Origin of the sequence: Halobacteriovorax sp. RT-2-3 (genome assembly GCF_047085075.1) — a bacterium.
Lineage (GTDB): Bacteria > Bdellovibrionota > Bacteriovoracia > Bacteriovoracales > Bacteriovoracaceae > Halobacteriovorax_A.
Map to the genome: position 1 here is coordinate 906,043 of NZ_JBKIYF010000002.1, position 19,323 is coordinate 925,365.

17 protein-coding genes are annotated in these 19,323 nt (G+C 34.9%); 8 read left to right on the forward strand and 9 right to left on the reverse strand.

Features of this window, described 5'->3' with window-relative positions; genetic code table 11:
* Nucleotides 1-44 precede the first annotated feature (44 nt).
* Nucleotides 45-2,675 (forward strand): hypothetical protein, encoded by a 2,631-nt coding sequence (locus tag ACMAYX_RS10240; protein WP_412471678.1) that lies wholly within the window; start codon nucleotides 45-47, stop codon nucleotides 2,673-2,675.
* Nucleotides 2,663-3,151: a hypothetical protein gene (locus tag ACMAYX_RS10245; RefSeq protein ID WP_412471677.1), complete on the forward strand. Its 489-nt coding sequence runs from the start codon at nucleotides 2,663-2,665 to the stop codon at nucleotides 3,149-3,151. The genes ACMAYX_RS10240 and ACMAYX_RS10245 overlap by 13 nt, the downstream gene beginning before the upstream one ends.
* A gap of 1 nt (nucleotide 3,152) precedes the next feature.
* On the opposite strand, the gene polA is transcribed toward ACMAYX_RS10245, so the two are convergent.
* Complete coding sequence (polA, locus tag ACMAYX_RS10250; RefSeq protein ID WP_103217623.1) at nucleotides 3,153-5,807, reverse strand: DNA polymerase I; 2,655 nt, start codon at nucleotides 5,805-5,807, stop codon at nucleotides 3,153-3,155.
* A gap of 73 nt (nucleotides 5,808-5,880) precedes the next feature.
* Between polA and ACMAYX_RS10255 the strand changes: the two genes are divergently transcribed.
* Nucleotides 5,881-6,348 (forward strand): GAF domain-containing protein, encoded by a 468-nt coding sequence (locus ACMAYX_RS10255; protein ID WP_392993586.1) that lies wholly within the window; start codon nucleotides 5,881-5,883, stop codon nucleotides 6,346-6,348.
* Here the strand turns inward: ACMAYX_RS10255 and ACMAYX_RS10260 are convergent.
* On the reverse strand, nucleotides 6,345-6,842 hold the full coding sequence (locus tag ACMAYX_RS10260; protein ID WP_103217621.1) for an RDD family protein: 498 nt from the start codon (nucleotides 6,840-6,842) through the stop codon (nucleotides 6,345-6,347). The two genes, ACMAYX_RS10255 and ACMAYX_RS10260, sit on opposite strands and share 4 nt — an antisense overlap.
* A gap of 196 nt (nucleotides 6,843-7,038) precedes the next feature.
* On the opposite strand from ACMAYX_RS10260, the gene trxA reads away from it, so the two are divergent.
* The 5 genes from trxA to ACMAYX_RS10285 all read left to right on the forward strand — a co-directional run bounded on the left by trxA (nucleotide 7,039) and on the right by ACMAYX_RS10285 (nucleotide 9,812).
* Nucleotides 7,039-7,362 (forward strand): thioredoxin, encoded by a 324-nt coding sequence (gene trxA / locus ACMAYX_RS10265; RefSeq protein WP_103217620.1) that lies wholly within the window; start codon nucleotides 7,039-7,041, stop codon nucleotides 7,360-7,362.
* A gap of 45 nt (nucleotides 7,363-7,407) precedes the next feature.
* The gene (gene gmhA, locus ACMAYX_RS10270; RefSeq protein ID WP_103217619.1) at nucleotides 7,408-7,989 is read left to right on the forward strand and encodes a D-sedoheptulose 7-phosphate isomerase; all 582 of its coding nucleotides are present in this window, start codon (nucleotides 7,408-7,410) and stop codon (nucleotides 7,987-7,989) included.
* Nucleotides 7,990-8,100: 111 nt separating this feature from the next.
* On the forward strand, nucleotides 8,101-8,751 hold the full coding sequence (locus ACMAYX_RS10275; RefSeq protein ID WP_103217618.1) for a MotA/TolQ/ExbB proton channel family protein: 651 nt from the start codon (nucleotides 8,101-8,103) through the stop codon (nucleotides 8,749-8,751).
* Between the two features lie 2 nt (nucleotides 8,752-8,753).
* Complete coding sequence (locus tag ACMAYX_RS10280; RefSeq protein WP_103217617.1) at nucleotides 8,754-9,281, forward strand: ExbD/TolR family protein; 528 nt, start codon at nucleotides 8,754-8,756, stop codon at nucleotides 9,279-9,281.
* Nucleotides 9,282-9,302: 21 nt separating this feature from the next.
* Nucleotides 9,303-9,812: a biopolymer transporter ExbD gene (locus ACMAYX_RS10285; RefSeq protein WP_103217616.1), complete on the forward strand. Its 510-nt coding sequence runs from the start codon at nucleotides 9,303-9,305 to the stop codon at nucleotides 9,810-9,812.
* Nucleotides 9,813-9,851: 39 nt separating this feature from the next.
* On the opposite strand, the gene ACMAYX_RS10290 is transcribed toward ACMAYX_RS10285, so the two are convergent.
* From ACMAYX_RS10290 to ACMAYX_RS10320, 7 genes are all read right to left on the reverse strand, one after another.
* The gene (locus ACMAYX_RS10290) at nucleotides 9,852-11,135 is read right to left on the reverse strand and encodes a hypothetical protein (protein WP_412471676.1); all 1,284 of its coding nucleotides are present in this window, start codon (nucleotides 11,133-11,135) and stop codon (nucleotides 9,852-9,854) included.
* 1 nt (nucleotide 11,136) lies between these two features.
* On the reverse strand, nucleotides 11,137-11,898 hold the full coding sequence (locus tag ACMAYX_RS10295) for an outer membrane lipoprotein-sorting protein (protein ID WP_158246844.1): 762 nt from the start codon (nucleotides 11,896-11,898) through the stop codon (nucleotides 11,137-11,139).
* 159 nt (nucleotides 11,899-12,057) lie between these two features.
* Nucleotides 12,058-13,944 carry an AgmX/PglI C-terminal domain-containing protein gene (locus ACMAYX_RS10300; RefSeq protein ID WP_103217613.1) on the reverse strand — a complete coding sequence of 629 codons (1,887 nt, stop codon included), beginning with the start codon at nucleotides 13,942-13,944 and terminating at the stop codon, nucleotides 12,058-12,060.
* 8 nt (nucleotides 13,945-13,952) lie between these two features.
* Nucleotides 13,953-14,213, reverse strand: coding sequence for a hypothetical protein (locus ACMAYX_RS10305; RefSeq protein WP_103217612.1), 261 nt, complete (start codon nucleotides 14,211-14,213; stop codon nucleotides 13,953-13,955).
* Complete coding sequence (locus ACMAYX_RS10310; protein WP_392993596.1) at nucleotides 14,213-15,100, reverse strand: hypothetical protein; 888 nt, start codon at nucleotides 15,098-15,100, stop codon at nucleotides 14,213-14,215. The genes ACMAYX_RS10305 and ACMAYX_RS10310 overlap by 1 nt, the downstream gene beginning before the upstream one ends.
* On the reverse strand, nucleotides 15,100-17,928 hold the full coding sequence (locus ACMAYX_RS10315; protein WP_412470403.1) for a tetratricopeptide repeat protein: 2,829 nt from the start codon (nucleotides 17,926-17,928) through the stop codon (nucleotides 15,100-15,102). Before ACMAYX_RS10315 ends, ACMAYX_RS10310 begins: the two co-directional genes overlap by 1 nt.
* On the reverse strand, nucleotides 17,925-19,319 hold the full coding sequence (locus ACMAYX_RS10320; RefSeq protein ID WP_103217609.1) for a hypothetical protein: 1,395 nt from the start codon (nucleotides 19,317-19,319) through the stop codon (nucleotides 17,925-17,927). The genes ACMAYX_RS10315 and ACMAYX_RS10320 overlap by 4 nt, the downstream gene beginning before the upstream one ends.
* Nucleotides 19,320-19,323 lie beyond the last annotated feature (4 nt).

The window sequence follows — 19,323 nt, forward strand, 5'->3', positions numbered from 1 at the left end:
TTTCTTTAATTGTTAAGATTAATTCAAAATTATAAAACCTCTCTATGATGAGAGGTTTTTTATTTCTATTTTTAATTACGTTTACGGCCCATGCAAAAATTAAATGGCATGATTGGCAACATCAAGAATTAAATAATTTAATCACACCGTTAACAACAATAGACTTAAACAACCGTGCCTCTTGTGCAATTGATTCAAAAAAACCAACAACTTCAATATTTATCTTTTTAAATAATACTATTCCTGCAAAAGCTGCTTATCGACTTGCAAATCGAACGGGACAGGATAAGACGGTAGTTGTAAAAGAGCTTATTAGAGACTATCGAAATAAAGTCACTCGACTTATCTATGAAATCCATCAAAAACTTATTCATCAAGAACTCCCTCTACTCCCCTACTTAGATAGTGAAAATAACATCCCAGTTAAGTATCAACGAATATTGAAAGAGTGCTATGGAAAACTAGAGTGTCCGAAACTTAATAATTATATGGACGTACTATGGACAAACTCGCATAAGTTAAAACATCGTCTCTATGACAGTTTTGAAGATAATAACTATATTCAGAAAAAATATATCAATGATGATGAAACTTTTAAGTGTATTAGAATAAAGAAATTCGGTCCACTACAGGCGAATCTCTTTGGTCAAAAACCCTCGGTTCAAGACTTAAATCGAATCGCACAAGAGCTGCTAGACATAGACGAAAGGGTAACTGATTGTCGCCTTGAGGATATCGATCAAATTGATAATCTTCAAGTATCTGGCTATCAATTTGATATAAAAGGAATCAAAGAAAAATATTGGGAAAAAGATATTGGCTTTGACTACTGGAATTCAATGAAGCTCTATTTTGCATGGGCAATGAAGAACTTGAAAGTTGAGAATTCTAAATACGAACAAATCATCAGAAATTCAAATACACAAGACTATATCCTCTTCTCACCGAGTGGATGTAAGAGTGATATGATTCCCGCTTGTAATAATAAGAGACTCGCAGAAAACTCATTTAGAGAATTTTCTCGTAAGAATTTTGAAAAAGATGCACTTGAACTCGATATCCTCGCCCCGATTTCAGAGGGAGTACAAAACGATCTTCTCAAAGATCCTTTTGCTAGCGTTAATAAAGATATTCTCGATATTGGATCATATGACGATGCTGACAAATGGATCGAGCATATATTTAAAAATCAAACTCAAACTAAGAACTATGTAAAAAACAAACTAATTGACTCATTAACTTTCTTCACATTAGTAAGGAATCGTTTAAGGGCCGAAGAAGTTCAAGACCAACTTGCATTTTACTTTCGTAACCTCGATGGAAATACGATCAAGAATGATCTTTACTACTTATGCGCAGAAGCCTCAGTCATTTCAGATGATGTCTTTAGTTTCACAAAGAAGCATATTGAAGGCCTTAAAGGTACAGATCTTATCGACAATCTCGATCTTATCTTTTCAAAAAAACCTTATGATGAAGTTATCGATTATTACAAGTCCCTTATGGATGAAACACGTGCCTATTGCAAAAGTCTTGATCAAAAAAATATTTGGAATAATGAATTTGATATAGAATATGAAGGTTTTCACCAGTGGTATATCGACAAGACACGTGCAGCAAAAACTTTTGAGACATTCCCTGAAAAGCACTATGAAAGTGATGCTCTTTCACAAGATTTTATTACTTATGAAAATGGCGATATTATCTGTCGATCAATAAGTCATTGTTTAAGAAAATCAATTATCAATATTATTGAAACTTCTCGTGCTAGTTACTATGGAGATCTGTTCTGGAAAGCAAAATTCTCTCAAGCTTCTGCAGATTTATTTAACCCTTATGCTGATCGAGTTTCGTGTAAGGTATATGATCCATATTTTAAAACGAAACAAGTTATGACTCAATTTGTTTCAGATATTGGCCAAGGTCTTATGAGTTGGTTTACTCCAGGTGTTCTGTATACGCGAGTAAGTTTAACGCCAGGATATGTAACCTCATTTAATAAAATGATCAAAGACGGGCAAATTGAATTTAATAAAGATTATGAAAAAACAAAAGTTAATGTTGAACTAATAACTGAGTTTGGCCCACTTATCGGAGTCCCTTGTGCACTATCAATTACAGGTAGTACAAAGAGTCCTACTAACCTATATCATTTCAGAGGAATATCTGTAGGCGCCTGTTTTGATCGAAGTGGCGGAGATATTATCGCCAACAGTGGTTCAGATATTTCTTCAAAAGATCCTAGTCGTCGAGCTGCATGTGCTGCTTGTCGAATCAATTTTGAAGGGATATCAAATACACTAACTTATTTTAATTCAAAGCTTGGCCCTTTCTTCTATGTTGCAAGAGCAATATATAGTTTATACAAGGGTCTGACCGACTTTGATAATATCCCTCGTAGATGGGAGCTTGATTTAGATAAGCTAAAGACTACATACCAACGTTTTGGTGAGATACCTAAGAGCTGCCGATCAAGTCTACTAAATGGTAATCATTGCTTAAGTAACCAGGATGAAAAAATGGCAGTTGAAAAAGTATTAGACCAAAATTTCACAATTACTGCTTCAAAGCGTGTCGTTAATGGTTACAAGTTTAAAGTTAGAGAATGTAAAAATGAATTAACCGTTAGGGTTGAGCAAAATTTTGCGAGGTTATTTTCATCATGCGAAAAATAATATTAATATTATCAATTCTAGTATCAACCCTAAGTACTTATGCCTTAAACATTAACATTGTATGGACTTCGGATTTTATAAAGGAGTTACACTTAGAATGTGATTCTATCGGATGTCTAGATGGCCAAAACTCTGATATTCTTCGAGAAGAGATTTGCGATGAGTGTTTTTCAGACTCCGTGAATTCTACATTTATTTTTAACAATATAACAACTTATCTTCATGCAGATAAGAAATTACCTCTCGATGAATTTATTACTTATCTTTATACAGAAGAATATATTACTATCAACTACAACTCTCCCTACGATCTAGTCTCAAGTCGTTCTACTGAAATCAAAAAATTACTTTACAAAGATTTATGCCCGAATAAGCATGATGCAATTATATTTTTCAAAAGAGGATATGCAGATACATTTTCCTCCCCAGAGCTTATCTACTGTGGAGAGGAAATATATACTGCGCAATTATTTTAACTTACTTTAGATCGTACCAGTTTACGCCAAAGGCCGGGTCAACTTTTAGTGGAACCTTAAGTTCTACAACATTCTCCATTCCTTCTTTTACGAGTGTCTTCATCTCTTCAAGCTCAGATTCAAGTACGTCAAAAATAAGCTCATCGTGTACCTGGAGAATCATCTTTGACTTTAGGCCACGTTTTTTCATTTCCGCATCGATATTAATCATTGCACATTTAATGATATCAGCAGCTGTCCCTTGAATTGGTGAGTTAATCGCCATTCTCTCAGCATTTGCTTTTATCGTACGATTATTAGAATGAATATCAGGAAGGAATCTCTTTCTGCCATACATTGTGATTGAATAACCAGTTTTCTCTGCGTCTTCTTTTAGGCCATCTAAGAAGCCTTTAATTTTTGAGAATCTTTCAAAATATTTTTCAATATATGCTTTTGCATCCTTTCTAGAAATCTTGAGGGCCGACGCTAAACCAAATGAAGACTGCCCATACATTAGACCAAAGTTAACGGCCTTAGCTTTTGAGCGTTCATCACTTGTTACATCAGAAAGTGCAACGCCGTTAATTTCACTTGCTGTTTGCGCGTGAATATCCTTGTCTTCGTTAAAGGCCTTAATCATTGTTGGATCTTCACTATAGTGAGCAAGAATTCTAAGTTCTACTTGAGAATAGTCGGCTGCAAGAAGTAAATTACCAGGTGTAGCAATGAATGCCTTTCTAACAAGACGTCCCGTTTCTGAACGAATTGGAATATTTTGTAGGTTTGGATTCACACTTGAAAGACGTCCCGTTTGAGCAACGTGCTGGTTAAAGCTAGTGTGAACTTTTCCAGTTTTCTTATTAACAATTTCAGGAAGGGCCTTCACATATGTAGAAAGAATTTTTCCTAACTCACGATACTGAAGGATAAGTCCAGGGACTTCATTGATATTTTTAGCATCAAGTTCTTCTAGTACTGAAGAGTCTGTTGAATATCCTGTCTTTGTTTTCTTAACAACAGGAAACGATAATTCATTAAATAAAAACTCTCCAACTTGTTTTGGTGAATTTAAATTGATTGTGTCATTCATTGAATAAGAATCAACTTTCTTTTGAATCTTCTCTAAAGACACTTGAAGTTCTTCGGCCATTTCATAAAGATATTCTTTATTTAAGTGCACGCCCTCAAATTCCATTTCAGCTAAGATTGGGATAAGTTTATTATCAATATCTTCGTAAACGCTTACTAATTCTTTTTCTTTAAGCTCTTCTTTTAACTGAGAAGCTAATCTAAAAATAGCAATTGAGCGAAGTCCTGTATAAGAAGCCTTAGCTTCATTATTTTCAAGTGAAGTAATAAATGGCGTTTTCTTATCTAGCTCAGATACTTTAACGTTTACATTTGAAGCGATCACTTCAATATTATGTCTCATACTAGGACTTACGTTATAGTGAGCCTGAGTAATATCAAAGTTGTGGGCCTTAAACACTAGGCCGCGACGTAGAATATGTGAATAATCTCTCTTTGAATGTTCGCTATAAACTTCTCTTTTATCATCACCCCAAATGAGTTCGATAACTTCTTTTTCATTAGCTTCATTTACTTCTAAGAAATATGAGTTGTTATCATCGAAAGAAACACTTATTGCGATTAAGTTTCGTGCATGAATATCATCGCTATCAAATTCTGTTTGTACAGCAAGTGCAGTTTGATCCTTTATAAGTACTTTTAACTCATCAAGAGTAACCACTTTATGTTCGAAAGGAGATGCGATTTCTTCTTCCCCTTCCTCGCCATCAGCAATTGAAAGTTGATACTTAAGGTCTTCCATTCTCTTGATCATTGAATTCATACCAAGATCTTTTAGGAAAGTTAGAAGTTCTTCTGATGGATAAAATTTAACTTCAGAATCTTCTGATTTACATTCTAAATCTATATCAGTAACGATTTTAATTAACTCTTTTGAAAGCTTTGCATCTTCAACGTGCTCAGTAAAAGCTGTAATTAATTTTTTACCTTTAAACGTATCTGACACTTCAAAACACTTCTCAAGTGTTCCGTGCTCTGCAAGTAGTTTTGCTGCTCCCTTTGCACCAATCCCACGCATTCCAGGAATATTATCCGATGTATCTCCAACCATTGATAAGTAATCAACGATTTGATCTGGACGAACGCCCATCTTTTCAAAGACACCCTTCTCATCGTAGATAACGTCTTTCATCGTATCGAGCATCTTGATATTGTCGCCGACAAATTGCATAAGGTCCTTATCACCTGAAGCAATTAAGATTTCATCAAAGTCATTTTTCCATTGAACAACAGTTGAGCCGATAATGTCGTCGGCTTCATATGTTTCATTCGCAACATTTAAAAGCCCCATCTTATCGATAAGTTCTTTAATAAGAGCAAATTGTGGAACAAGTTCTTCAGGTGGTTCTGAACGATTGGCCTTGTACTGATCGTAAAGTTCATTTCTAAAAGATCCGCCCGATGTATCACGAGCAAGAAGCATATGTGTTGGCCTATAATTTGCCATAATTTTTAATAACATTGAAAGTACACCATATGTTGCGTTTACAGGTGTACCGTCTGGGGCGTTCATTGAGCGAATTGCAAAAAATGCACGGAATATAAAGTTACTGACGTCGACGACGATTAATCTTTTCTTTGACATATAATCTCCAATTTATGCTATAAATCTAGCCAATTATGTTGAATCTGTTAATGATTAATGTGGAGAATTGGTTATGGACAATGCGCAAAAAACTGAAACTTATCAAAGAGTAAAAAGAGATATCTTTGCTATTTGTGAAGGAGAAAGCAGCACTATTGCCAAAATGGCCACCATTTCTTGTGTTTTAAAACAAGCATTCCCTCATTATTACTGGTGCGGGTTCTATATGGTTGACCCTGTTAAAGAAAAAGAACTTGTTGTCGGTCCATATCAAGGAACTCTTGGCTGTCTTCGAATCCCTTTTGGTAAAGGTGTTTGCGGAACGGCCGCCCATACACTGGAAACACAAATTGTTGAAGATGTTCACTCTATTGCAAACCACATTACTTGTGACCCAAAGAGTCAGTCCGAAATAGTTGTACCAGTTTTCGAAAATGAAAAGTTAATTGCAGTTCTTGATGTTGATAGTGATTCACTTGCAAGCTTTGACGAAGTTGATAAAAGTAATTTAGAAGAAATTATCAATACTGTCTTTGCTTAAGCCTGCGTGCCTTGATCTTCAAACCAATTAGTTTTGCGCTTTTTGATAGCAAGCATTGTGTCGTCATTGGCCATGACAGTTGTATCTGCCATAACATCACCTAGCCTATGTCCAGAATCAAGCTTGTAAAGAAGGTATAATTCAATCCCAACAATAGGTAGACCAACGATAACTGCCATAAACCAACCGGCCACAGGAATGATGGCAAAAACGAGTGGAATAATAAAAGGTAGATTTCTAATGAAACTTTGTTTTAGTGAGCAAGGCGTTCCATCAACTAATGAGATAACTCTAAAGCCAATAAATTTCTTCCCTACTGACTGTCCATTTTGAATTGAATCAGCAAATGTTAAATAGACTATCGATAAAAGGATACCAATCGGATACAAAAATAGTGATAAGACGACGACAATAAAAAGGTCAATTGCCTTAGCAAGGATGCGTGAATAACGTGCGACTTTAATGGCCGACTTTAAGAGGTACTTTCTATCCATATAACTATCTTATCCTATGAATTTTATTAGAAAACAAGGCATTTTTTGCACCTAGTCCAAACAATGGATATTAAGTAAAGAAATGGTTAATTTGTCTATCGGTCAATAGACTTTGATTAATAGCCAAAAATAGGATTTTAATATATAACTTTATACTGAGACTAAAGAGAGCACATACGCTCTGGAGGATAATTATATGAGTACTGTTGGTAAAACTGACGTAACAAATTTTGAATCTGATGTACTAAAAAGCGCTAAGCCTGTTCTAGTTGATTTCTGGGCAGAATGGTGTGGACCTTGTAAAACACTTGGACCAGTACTTGACGAAGTAGCATCAGAAATTGGTGAAACTGCAACAATCTTAAAAGTAAACGTTGATGACAACGGAGAGCTTGCTCAACAATACGGAATTAGAGGGATCCCAACAATGATCTTCTTTAAAGACGGTCAAGCAACTAAGACTCTAGTTGGTGTTCAAACAAAAGAAGAAATTAAGAAGTCTTTAGAAGAACTTATGTAATAAAAGCCTCTACGATAGAGGCTTTTCTTTTTTGAGAAGGAATTTATGTCTAATTACATTTCCCACGCATTTAATCACGCACAAGAAACTCTAACAAAATTTATCGCGAACGAAGAAAACTTCACCACTATGGAGAAAGCGATCAATGAAATGGTTGTGGCCATAAAAAATGGAGGGCGTGTTATTAGCTGTGGAAATGGTGGTTCAATGTGTGATGCTATGCACTTCGCAGAAGAACTAACAGGTCGCTTTCGTAAAGACCGCCCAGCAATGCCAGCTATTGCTATCGCAGATTCTTCTCATATCACATGTGTGGCCAATGACTACGGTTTTGAATATATCTTTTCAAAATATGTTGAGGCCCATGGACACAAAGGAGATGTCCTTCTTGCCATCTCAACTTCAGGTAATTCACCAAATTGTCTTGAGGCCGTAAAATCAGCTCATGAAAAAGGGATGAAAGTAGTCGGTCTTCTTGGAAAAGGCGGTGGAAAGATGAAGGAGCTTGTGGACTTCCCTATCGTTATTGAAGCTGATCTTTCTGATCGTATTCAAGAAATGCATATTAAAATTATTCATACGTTCATAGAGGGAATTGAGCGACAAGTTTTCCCTCAAAATTACTAAAGAATTACGAATAAGAATCGGCAGTTTATTCCAAGTCTTTAAAATCAAGTGCTTGACGCGAATATGAGTTAAAATATTCTTAAGTTAGTACATAATTTTAAGGAGCTATAAATGGAAGGCACAGCTGTATCATCGGTAAACACGATCGCTGCTTTTTTTCAAAACGGTGGGATCTTCATGTGGATCATTCTCTTTATCTGGGCAGTAGGTCTAGCTATTGGATTAGAAAGATTCTTTAAGTTAAGCTTTAAATTTGATGTTGATGGAGCTTCATTTATGAATGAACTTCGTCGCTATATTATGGCAAATGATGTTGAAGGTGCTTCACGTGTATGTTCTGGATCAAGTGCTGCTCTACCTAAGGTTTTAAGAAGTGGTCTCGAAAGAGCTTCTGCTAAGCCAGAGCAAATTCAAAATGCAATCGATGCAACTGCTCTTGAAATTATTCCAAAAGTAGAACTAAGACTTAACTACCTACAACTAATTGCAAATATCTCAACACTATTTGGTCTACTAGGTACGATCCAAGGTCTAATCGCTTCATTTGCTGCCGTTGCTGCTGCTGATCCAACTCAAAAAGCAGAACTACTTGCAAAAGGTATTTCACAAGCGATGAACACGACTTTCCTAGGTCTACTTGTGGCCATCACGATTATGATCATTCATGCATTCTTAAGTTCTAAGTCAGAGAAGATCATCAATGAGATTGATGAGTATTCAGTTAAGTTAATGGATATTTTAAATACAGAAGAAAGTAAGTAGTTATGTATAGAAAACCGAGTCGAAAATATAAGAATAAGAAAGTTGAGAGACTGAATCTAATTCCAATTTTAGATTCGGTCTTCATCTTTATCTTCTTTCTTTTAATGTCAGCAAACTTCGTTAGAATTTATGAAATTGGATCTGATGTTCCAATTATCTCAAACTCTACTCCACCAAAACAACAAAAAGAAAGACTTGATCTTACGCTTAAAATCAATGCGAGTAATATCAGCCTTCACTCTGGACCAAATGAGAGGAGAATATTCTCAGCAGGAAAAACAGCTGATGGTGAATACGACCTATTTAAGTTAAGAGAAAAGTTAATTGATCTTAAGAAGCAATATGTGGATGAGAAAGAAGTTATCTTTATTCCAAATGCAAATATCTCTTATGAAGAGCTCATTAAGATTATGGATGCTGTTCGTGATATCAAGAAAACAGATCCAGAGGTTTGGACAAAGAGAGATGGTCAGGATGTAAAAGTTCTTGAGCTATTTAACAATATTATTTTTGGCGATACACAATCGTAGAAATAAAGAATCAGGTTTATTATGAGAAATCGTTCAATTAGAAATAGAGGAATCAGAAGAAAGAAGGAACCATTTGATATTGATATCACTTCCCTTCTTGATATTCTTGTTATCCTGCTAGTTTTCTTAATTAGAAGTTATGACACTACTGGCGTGATCTTAAATATCCCAAAAGATATTACTATTCCGAACTCGGTATCGAAGTCAATTAATGAGCAAGGTGTTGTGGTTCAGGTATCTCCTAAAATCATTTGGGTTGATGACAAAGAAGTTCATAATACAGAGACATATAAAGGGCAACTCTACTCACAAGGCGGACGACTTATTCTTCCTCTATATAACGAGCTAGTTGCGAAGAGAACAGAGATTGAAAATATTGCTAAATCAACTCCAAATGCTAAGAAATTCTCTGGTATTGTTAATTTAGTAATCGATAAATCTCTTAAGTATAATTATGTTAAGAAGCTTATGCACACTGCTGCTGAGGCAGGGTTTCAACAGTATAAATTCGTTGTTTTAGGACAAGAGTAGAATAAAAAAAGCTCCATTCGGAGCCTTTTTTTATTCAAACTAGAAAAATCTTGTTAACGTAACTCCGAACTCGTCATCCCCATCAAGAACATAGAGTCCACGATTGTCAGCTTTTGCATCATCACCAATAGTTACACCACGAAAGTTCAACTTCATCTTCCATGCATTATTTAGACGGCGCTCATAGCTTAGGTAGTAAAGTGTCTCCCCTGCTCTTTCAAGATCAATATAAAGACCCAACATAAATTCATTAGAGTATGCGTCGTTAAGAGCAAGACGATGACCAATGAAAAGATCATTCTGGAAAATTTGAGCTTGGCTTCTCTTATCTTTTCCTACACCTAGAACACGTTGATATTCAGTATAAAAACCAGAACTCCAATTGTTATCGTAATTATATGTATACTCATGGCCAATAGATGCTAATTGATAATTAAAGATTTCTCTTTGCCCACCAGTATAATCAAGAATAGAAACCGAATCATCGACGTTAAAATCAGAGTAGAGATACTCAAATTTAAAAGTCTGCTCACCCCAAAAGTAAGTAGCAGCAGTACCATAGTCAACGACATCAAGATAGTAAGCGTTAATATTACCAGCAAGAAGATCAGGTACAGAAGCTGCTGCAAAGATAGGTCTTGTACGATCAATATGATCTATAGCGAATACTGTTAAATCTAAATCACCAAACTGATGAGCATAGTAAACAGCAAATTGATCAAATTGATTGTCTTCATCGGAATTTGTAATCGTATTACCTTTTACAATATTTTGCTTTTGCGGACTAAGCCCGTCAAAGATTCGCATTTTAGAATCTGGATAGAATGCTTCCTTAAAATAAGGCATATAGATAAACTTCATTGTTCCAATACTAGTATAATGACTTAATACAACAGAAGTTTCACCTAACTTTTCAAAACGCTCAATATTTCCATCATTAATACGAGAGTTGATGACATCAACAACATGGTATGCCTCAAGTCGCGACCACATAAACATATGCTGCCCAACAGAAGCCTGCCAGTTTCCAAAACTACGTCCAATATTAAACTCATTAAAATCAACGTAGCTATTATCTTGATACTTTTCGTCTGCACGGCCAATTAGAGATAGATTATATTCCCAGCCACTCCAATCACCCCTGTCTTCAAGGGCAACTTTAACGAAAGCCAATTCATTAGGCTGGTCTTCTCCTAAAAGAGTTGTAGCATCTTCGACATAGCCTCTAAAGTTTAACGAAACTTCACCTCTTCCATCAGCTAATGTCTGTAAGCTTGATAGAGTTAGTGCACCTGTAATTAATCCGTATATTAGCGTTTTCAATTTACTTTAACTTCCTCTTAGTAAGATCGCCTTCATTAACGGCCTTACCAATAACTCTATTCTTCCATTTGAATATCGACTGTTTTTTGTTGTTCAGATTTAACATAACAATTTTATTTGCACGCCACATCTTTCTCTTACCAACAGTGTAAGATTTAAAATCTTCCATAGAAGAAGTCTTAATATGTTCATTTCTTTTGTTATAGTATTCCGACTTAACAGGAGCTAGGTACTTTTGAGAGACGTAAAGTACGACTTTTGAATAAGAACTTTTGGCCTTTGCCACTCTTTCAACAACCCATACCTTTTGACCACCAACTTTTTCGTCTTTAAGATACTTGTAATTGTATTTTTCAATTGTTTGACCACCGATATCTTCAAATGAGAATTCAGAACCCATAAAAGAGCTACCTTTAGATCGAGAGTTAATCTTCTTAACTCTTTTTAAAGATGGAAGGTATAACCATTGGTCATCATCTCTTTCATCTTTCCAAGTCCAAGTAAGTAGTTTCGTTCCTTTAACATCTAATGGTTTTTTAAATTCCATTAAGCTCTTATCAACACCATTGAATTCGCCAGAAGCACCAAGCATTTCGCGGACAATTTCAACACCACTTGAATCAACTAAAACAAGCTCCATCGTTGATGTATCACCAATATAGCCTTTGTTTGCCTGATCCATTTTTTTGGCAATCTCTAGGCCTTTATCATTAGCAAATACAGAAAGTGTTAATAACATTAATAAAAGTTTAACAATCTTCATTAGAAACCTCGTGTTTTTTCGGTATGTTTTCCCATCAGATAGTAGCATTCACAACACAATGATTGAACATTTACTGGTGATAATGACAATGGATTCATTAAATTATTGAAATTATGCCCCTTATTTTACAACAAGGGGCGTTAGTGATTTGAGATGAATTTAGTAAGCGCTTGAATTTAAATTAAGTGGTACGTGAACACCAACTTCGGCCCCACCTTTTGGGCGTGGGAATTGTATTGTTTTCAAATGATTAACAACACAATTTTTAACACTTATAGGAACGCCTTTATCTGCTTTAGCGACACTTGCTTTTGTTACGTTACCAGATGCACCGATGACAAACTCCATACCAAGTACACCTGAGATACCTTTTTGTTGAACATCAAGCTCTTTTTGGTAACAGTATCTAAACTGAGGAACGTTCTCCATCAGAATTCTCATAATGTCATTACGATCCATTGAACCTAAAATAACTTCACGGTAAGGAACACCTGCTATATAAACTTGTTTCTTTTGAACAAGTCCATCTGTACCAAATGAAGATGAAAGTTTACCACTCGTCTTACTACTTAAAGATCCAACTTCGGCCTTTACATCAGCTTTTTGAATTTGTGCAGAGTCTCCAGTTGATAGTGCTGAATTATCATCTGCAAAACTTTCACTTGAACCAGTACCGGCCTTAAATGAATTTAGCGCACCACCTTTGGCCATTAGGGAGTTCATTGAAGAAGTAAATGATGTCGACTTGTATACATCTACTTTTCCACGACTCTTTCTATTTGTAGCAAGTTTTTTAACAGTTGTTTGCTTATTCGTTGTACGAGCTGGCTTAGAAGCTTTCTTCTTAGTCTCTCTTACAACTGCCTTATTATTTGGTTTTCCTTTTCGAGGAGTTCCTTTCTTTGGAGTTGATGTCGACTTTTGCTTAGGATCACCTTTACTCTTCGTTACTTTTTGTGGTTTTTCAACGTTTGAAACCGCTTCCTTAATTGGCGCCTTCTTTTCAACTTCTTTTTTTACTTCATTCTTAACAACATTCTTCTTCTTTGTTACACGAAGCTGTTTTGGACGGTAAAGAATCTTGGCAATACGTTCTGGAACTTTCTCTTTTTCAATTTCTTTATCGACTTTAAAGTTCATCATTCCTGCTGCAAAAACAATAAAGAATAATAAACAGAAGATGAGATATTTTCTTAGTTCTTTATCACGTCTAAATATAGGTGCCGTTTTTACAATTGGAGGAGCTTCAGTACCCCTAATAAAAACCTTTAAGTTATCTTTTTCGAAAATGTGAATATCATCACGACGTAATGAGCTCTTCGCGTTTTTATTATTTAGAAAAGTACGATGTTCAAAACCAGGAATCTTCCCAACTGCGACATCATTCTTTCTAATATCTAAAAGTTCGACCTTGTCTTTCTTACCTAGATATGGAAACTCTATATCATTTCCACGAGCGTTAGCACCAACTAAATAAAACTTTCCATCTTTATGTGGAATATAATCAAGAGAAACAATCTTTCCATTAAATAAGATAATAACTTCGGCCGCTTCCTTATCAATACTATATTTAAAGATTGGATAAATTTCATCTGGCTCTTCAAAGATATATTCTGAAAACTTTACGTTATCATCAATACTTAAAGGGTAATTTACCTGATACTCTTCATCCTTACGTATGCGCTCATCATTAAACTTAGGTTGCTTTGGTAAGTTCTTAACAACTTCCTGTGGGTGAATTAGTTGTTGAGGAGGAAGTTTTGATGACGAGTCAAAAGTAAATGAGTAATTACCAATTGTAATTGATTCACCACCCTTTAGTTCCATCGTAACAACTTCCTGGCCATTAACTAATACCGGCTTAGAAGAAGACATACTATAGATCGAGACTTTGTCAGAAAATTCGATAAGACAATGGATATCATCAATACCGGCACCTCTCATACGAACATCACAAGAGTCACTTGCTCCTAAGATGATACGATTCTTTTGAGGTAGGCGAATATCTTTTTTACCCTTTAAATAAAATGATCTTCCTTGATCCACTTCTACTCCTAGCGTATACGATCCAAACCTTTCATCATTTCTAAATGAAAGTTTGGTTTTGAAGGTAATTTATTTTTGAACTGACGCAGATAACGATTTGAGACCGTAATCTCTCCCGGTGCCCCAAGCTCACCGTCAACGCTAATCTCTTCAAGATTAAACTGTTCAAACTTCTTATACTTATAAACTACTTTTTCTTTTACAGACTTTTGTGCAAATGTTTGTGTCGTAAATAAAAGTAACATCGTTGATAATAAAACTTTCATCATTACATCTTCCTAACTTGCTGATAGAAGGCCTTGTCTTTAGCATTCATATCGGTAGTGTCTAAGTCACTTTGTATTGTCACAGCGTGATCACTCTTTAGTTGTTTTAAAGAATAGTAAAGAGCGATCTTTAGACTTGGGATATCAATATAATCAGAATTCATTTCTTTAAGAATTGTATAAGCATATTTTGGCTTAGCATCAAAAAGATATGAATAAACTAATGAGTTAATAACATCACGATCATTCTTATTAACAGAATAAAGTCGCTTCAACAGTGAAGTTGATTTTGAGTATAGGCCATATCTGATATAGATATTTGCAAGATTAAACATTGCTGTTTTATTATTCTTCTTCAGAATAAGTACTTGCTTAAATGCCGCAATTGCCTTTGCATCTTTATCTTCATCAATATAGACAACACCGATATTATTGATCGCTGGTATATATTTATCATCAAGTGCTACGGCCTTGTTAAAGTAAACTTTTGCAAGCCTCTTATTTCCAGACTTGTATGAGCAAATCCCCTGCTGATTCCAATATGAAGGATTGGCTTTATACTTTTCGTACATTGCATCCAGCTGAGATAGACCTTCCTTCGTATTCCCCATGTAGCACAGGCCAACAAGCCCAGTCTTCTTTGAATCGATTTCTTCAAGTTTATTTAAGTCAACCTTATCAAGTGACTCATCTTCTAGAACGTCATCAACCAGATCATTAATGAGATGATAATCAGCTTCTGCATTATAACGAATCTGACTCTTTGGTTTAAAGTCTGCATTCGTAAGATTTTCAATTTGCTCACCATCTTCTAACTGTTGGGTTGAACCTTTTTTAGAAGATGCACAAGACACCATAAATAGCATTGAAAGAATAGCTAAGTACTTCATTAACGATTCCCCCTCTTATCCATTAGAACGGCTCCAGACATCGAAGGTAGCCCTAAGCCTTGTCTAGATAGTGTTCCAAAGTTAACTGTTAAGACGTCATTCTTATTGATTAAATTATCTAGCTCTCTTTTAAGCTGTCTTGATTTAGTTGCAAGATTGGCCGAAACATTGGCCATACTCGCCTTAAACGACTTTATATATTCTGGAGACTTGCCCTCAGGAGAGAATGAACCGACATCTGTAGAGAAGCGATCAAACGAATTAATTAAAAGTGAATAACTCTTAACCATTGCCTCTCCTGAGCCCATCGCTACGATACGAGCAACTTTTCCCTGAATACGATCTAGACGATTAAACTTGAGCTTCATCGTATTATTAAATGTATTTTCAGGAAAGCTTAGTCCAATTGAATTGAAGTTATTCACGTCATTCTCAAGTTTATCAACTTCCATAAGAGCAACTTCATCAATAGTTTCGATTGCAAGATCTTTCTTCTTTTTAACTTTATTATAAATATAAGATAACTCACCTGCATAACGTGAAGTGTTCTTTTGCGTTCTTGATAACTTTGACAGCTTCCCTACGTACTCAGACTTCTTATATAGGTTTGTCGTGTAGGCACTTAGACGTTGACGATAAATGGCATCCGCCTTATCGAGCAGTTTAGTGTCGATATAGTAATCAAATATTTGTTCGTAAGAAGATAATAGTGTTGTATTTTTAAAACGACACTTAGATTGTGAATCCACAAAGCTCACTGCAGCACTATCTTTATTGGTTGCAAGCCCCATTACTATATAGTTCTTTAATAAACCTTCTTTACTCTTATCATTTAAAGAACAAGTTTTTGACAGTAGCTTTTGAGTAAGGGCCATACCATGATCAACTCTTTGTCTTAGGAACAACTCACTAATAATACTATTGAACGATTCATAAAATTTCGTAATTTCAGAAATTAGCATTTCTTCAATTGCACGATCAAGCCACTTAGTCATTAAATCAATATTACCTGACTCATAGAAAAGAACAGCAATATTGTATGCTGCATTCCTTTTAGCTTCAGGCGTACTTTCTTTATCTTTATAGATGAACAGGTAACCCTTCAAGGCCGTAACCTTATCACCTTTTTGATTTGCCTTTTGAATATCCGAAAATTGAGCGACAAGAATAATTTTATTCAAATGAGTGATAAACCCTCTTCTTAGCGGTATTCCAGTAGACTTAAGTTCGCCAACAAAACCCATTAACTCAGACTTATTCTTCTGTGATTTATGAAGATCGACAATACGTCCAATCATTGCCTCATTTTTTGAAATTGCTCTTGGATTCTCTTTAGCATAAACAAAAAACAGATTTTGTGCTTTTTTAGCATCTTTCTCTTCATCGACATAGTAAGAGAATAGCTTCTCAACAGCTTTATTCTTCTTAGGCTTTGAATCTTCATGCTTGATATACGTTGAGAATACTTTCTCAAAATATTTTTTTCTAATTCCAGCTGAAGTTCTTTTGTCATTTAGTACGACAATCATACCTGCTAATGATCTCTTAAAGTATACATTATCAGTTTTATCAGAAGAGATAACCTTATCGTACATAAAGAGTGCTTGATCATATTCAGAAGCTGCATAGTAAGACTCACCAGCATAGAACAGAGCTCTCTCTCCTAAGCTAGGATCAACTTCTTGTGAAATAAAGTATAATTCAGCAGCAATACGTCCTTTAAACTTCATAATTTTTGGACGCTTCTTATTATGAGACAATCCTAATTCTTTTTGAAGATGTGCAGCACGTTTTGTTACATAAAACAGCGCCTCTTTCTTTTGCTCTGGATTAAGCTTTGTTTTAGTAATTGTTCGCGCATAAACAAGAAAATTCTTATTATTGTTGTACTTATCATAGATTTGTAATAGTTGAACAAGTGCCTTAGCTTTGTACTCTTCACTCTTTCCATTAAATGCAGATCTGAACATTCCCGCAGCTTGAGAATATTTCTGTTTATCAAGAAGAAACATTCCCATATCGAAAAAATTCTTTTCAGGTGTTCCCTTTTCATTTTGGTAGAATTGTAGGGCCTTCTTAGTATCGCCTTTATCAGCATAGAAGTAACCAACATCACGTCCGGCCATATCCTTTTTGTCGATATATTTAGGACTTTTCGACAGACTATGAACTTCCTTCATTTGCTTAATTGCAGTATTCTTATTTCCAACTCTAAAGTTAGACCAAGCAAGATTGTAAAGATACTTAGTGTACCACTTATCATCTTTAATCTTAAAAATTACAGTATCGTAATACCTCTTAGATTTACTGAAGTCACCTTCTCGATAATAGATATCACCTAGTGCAAGACGAGACTTAACTCCGATTAAATCATTTTTTGGCGCTGATTTTACAGATTTTACGAAAAGAGACTTTGCTCTATCCATTTGAACATTTTCTAATTCATTATAAGCAAGGATATAATAGATATGAGAGCGTGCCTTAGCGTTTGGTTTCTTATTAAGTATCGACAATCCAATTTTTTGAGCTCTATCATAGTATGCGCTAGATTCAGCAAAAAACTTCTTTCGATCAATACGCTTCTTGTCTTTTATATCTAAGTTAAAGAAATTTTCATTTTCTTGTTCACGAATGATTCGCCCTTTCTCTAAATTAAGCTCGGCCATACGCAAATCAAGCATTGTATCGTTCTTTGTGTATCGTTTCATACGCACAAGCTCTTTAAGCTCCATATCGATTACTGAAACAATACGATCTCTTTTAGTATTAAGCTTAATACCAAAAGAGTTAAAACTTATAAGAGTTGCAAATAATAAAACCTTAATCATTTTTGACACTCCGATCGAAGAGCGAATACATAGTCACCTAACTCATCGGCCCAAAACTCACCATTGAATGACCAAAAGTATTGCTTCGAGTTTCTTTTCAGGTACTTAATATCACCTCTTGCTCCGGTATCTGTAATACCACTATATAAACGTGCTTTTCTTGCATTCAGTGCTTCAAGTCTTAAATAACTTAAACCAATAAATGACTTTTCTAATTGTGCAGAATTAAGCTTAAAAACCTTCTTAACATAAGATCCAATTAGTTTTTGTTGAAGAAATAAAGAGTCTTTTAAGTTAATAGCTAAAATCTTTCTTAATCTTCTATTTCTAACTGTTTTTATTGTCTTAATTTCACGAAGGCCATCTTTATAACTTTGATACAGTTGTAAAAACGCTGGGTCTTTTCTTACATTCTCAAGTAGCTTATTTGTTAGTGGATCATAGTATTTTTTTCCATCAACATAGCTATTAATGAATTTAAAATACCATTCTAAAGAATGCTTCTTAGCAAGCATTTGATCGATTACTTGTTTTGATTTATCGAATTCTTTATAGTGATCATCAATGATATTAGACATATCATCATATAAACATAGCTTAAAATAACTAAGTGCTTTTAGAACATTAACTTCTGGATTAACTATATAATTTAGAACTGGAGCCTTATATGTCACAAGTTTCCCAAGTGTTCTATTATAGTCACCTTTGTAGTAACTATTCCAAGCCTCTTCGATTAGTAGCTCAGGCCAAATATAAGATCTTTTATCTACATCAATAAAAGCAAGTTCAGACTCATCTAATTTCTTTTGTTCATACTTCACTCTTGCAATACCAGCAAGACAGTAGTCCTGATTAATTTGTAATTGTCTTGCACGAACTTCGTCACTACTACTAGTCGACTGATCAACACAGTTCTCAAATGATCCAACTGCGGCCTTAAAACTTCTAAGCATAGTAAATGCAACACCTTCTAAGTGAAGTGCAAATGGCTTTACAGGATGTGATGCCGGAATAGTTCCATTTAAGGTTTGAAGAGCTTCTTTATACTTTCTTCTCTTTAACTGCTTTTTAGCGAGTAAATATTTAAGAGTTGGAGAATCAATATTTTGAAGATAATTTTCAGGCAACAGAATAAATTGTCTATCTCCTACCTTTGAAACAACTTGTTCAAATAGATATTCAAAATTCTTATTCGTCCTTCCCTTATACGTAACTAAATACTCTTTCACATAAGGAACGGCCGTATGGTACATCTCTTTATCTATAAGCTCTTTAATAATATTCGGATAGCGAGATATACGATTTTTTGATTTTGTTAAATCAGTCCAAATTGACTCAAGTGCGTATGCCTGACTCAATATTAGAAATGTTATAAGCGCTTTCTTAAACACAATA

Bases quoted from the DNA above. Each gene is read 5' to 3' on its own strand.
- ACMAYX_RS10240 (WP_412471678.1), top strand. From the start codon at position 45: ATGATGAGAGGTTTTTTATTTCTATTTTTAATTACGTTTACGGCCCAT.
- ACMAYX_RS10245 (WP_412471677.1), top strand. From the start codon at position 2,663: ATGCGAAAAATAATATTAATATTATCAATTCTAGTATCAACCCTAAGT.
- polA (WP_103217623.1), bottom strand. From the start codon at position 5,807: ATGTCAAAGAAAAGATTAATCGTCGTCGACGTCAGTAACTTTATATTC.
- ACMAYX_RS10255 (WP_392993586.1), top strand. From the start codon at position 5,881: ATGGACAATGCGCAAAAAACTGAAACTTATCAAAGAGTAAAAAGAGAT.
- ACMAYX_RS10260 (WP_103217621.1), bottom strand. From the start codon at position 6,842: ATGGATAGAAAGTACCTCTTAAAGTCGGCCATTAAAGTCGCACGTTAT.
- trxA (WP_103217620.1), top strand. From the start codon at position 7,039: ATGAGTACTGTTGGTAAAACTGACGTAACAAATTTTGAATCTGATGTA.
- gmhA (WP_103217619.1), top strand. From the start codon at position 7,408: ATGTCTAATTACATTTCCCACGCATTTAATCACGCACAAGAAACTCTA.
- ACMAYX_RS10275 (WP_103217618.1), top strand. From the start codon at position 8,101: ATGGAAGGCACAGCTGTATCATCGGTAAACACGATCGCTGCTTTTTTT.
- ACMAYX_RS10280 (WP_103217617.1), top strand. From the start codon at position 8,754: ATGTATAGAAAACCGAGTCGAAAATATAAGAATAAGAAAGTTGAGAGA.
- ACMAYX_RS10285 (WP_103217616.1), top strand. From the start codon at position 9,303: ATGAGAAATCGTTCAATTAGAAATAGAGGAATCAGAAGAAAGAAGGAA.
- ACMAYX_RS10295 (WP_158246844.1), bottom strand. From the start codon at position 11,898: ATGAAGATTGTTAAACTTTTATTAATGTTATTAACACTTTCTGTATTT.
- ACMAYX_RS10305 (WP_103217612.1), bottom strand. From the start codon at position 14,213: ATGATGAAAGTTTTATTATCAACGATGTTACTTTTATTTACGACACAA.
- ACMAYX_RS10310 (WP_392993596.1), bottom strand. From the start codon at position 15,100: ATGAAGTACTTAGCTATTCTTTCAATGCTATTTATGGTGTCTTGTGCA.
- ACMAYX_RS10315 (WP_412470403.1), bottom strand. From the start codon at position 17,928: ATGATTAAGGTTTTATTATTTGCAACTCTTATAAGTTTTAACTCTTTT.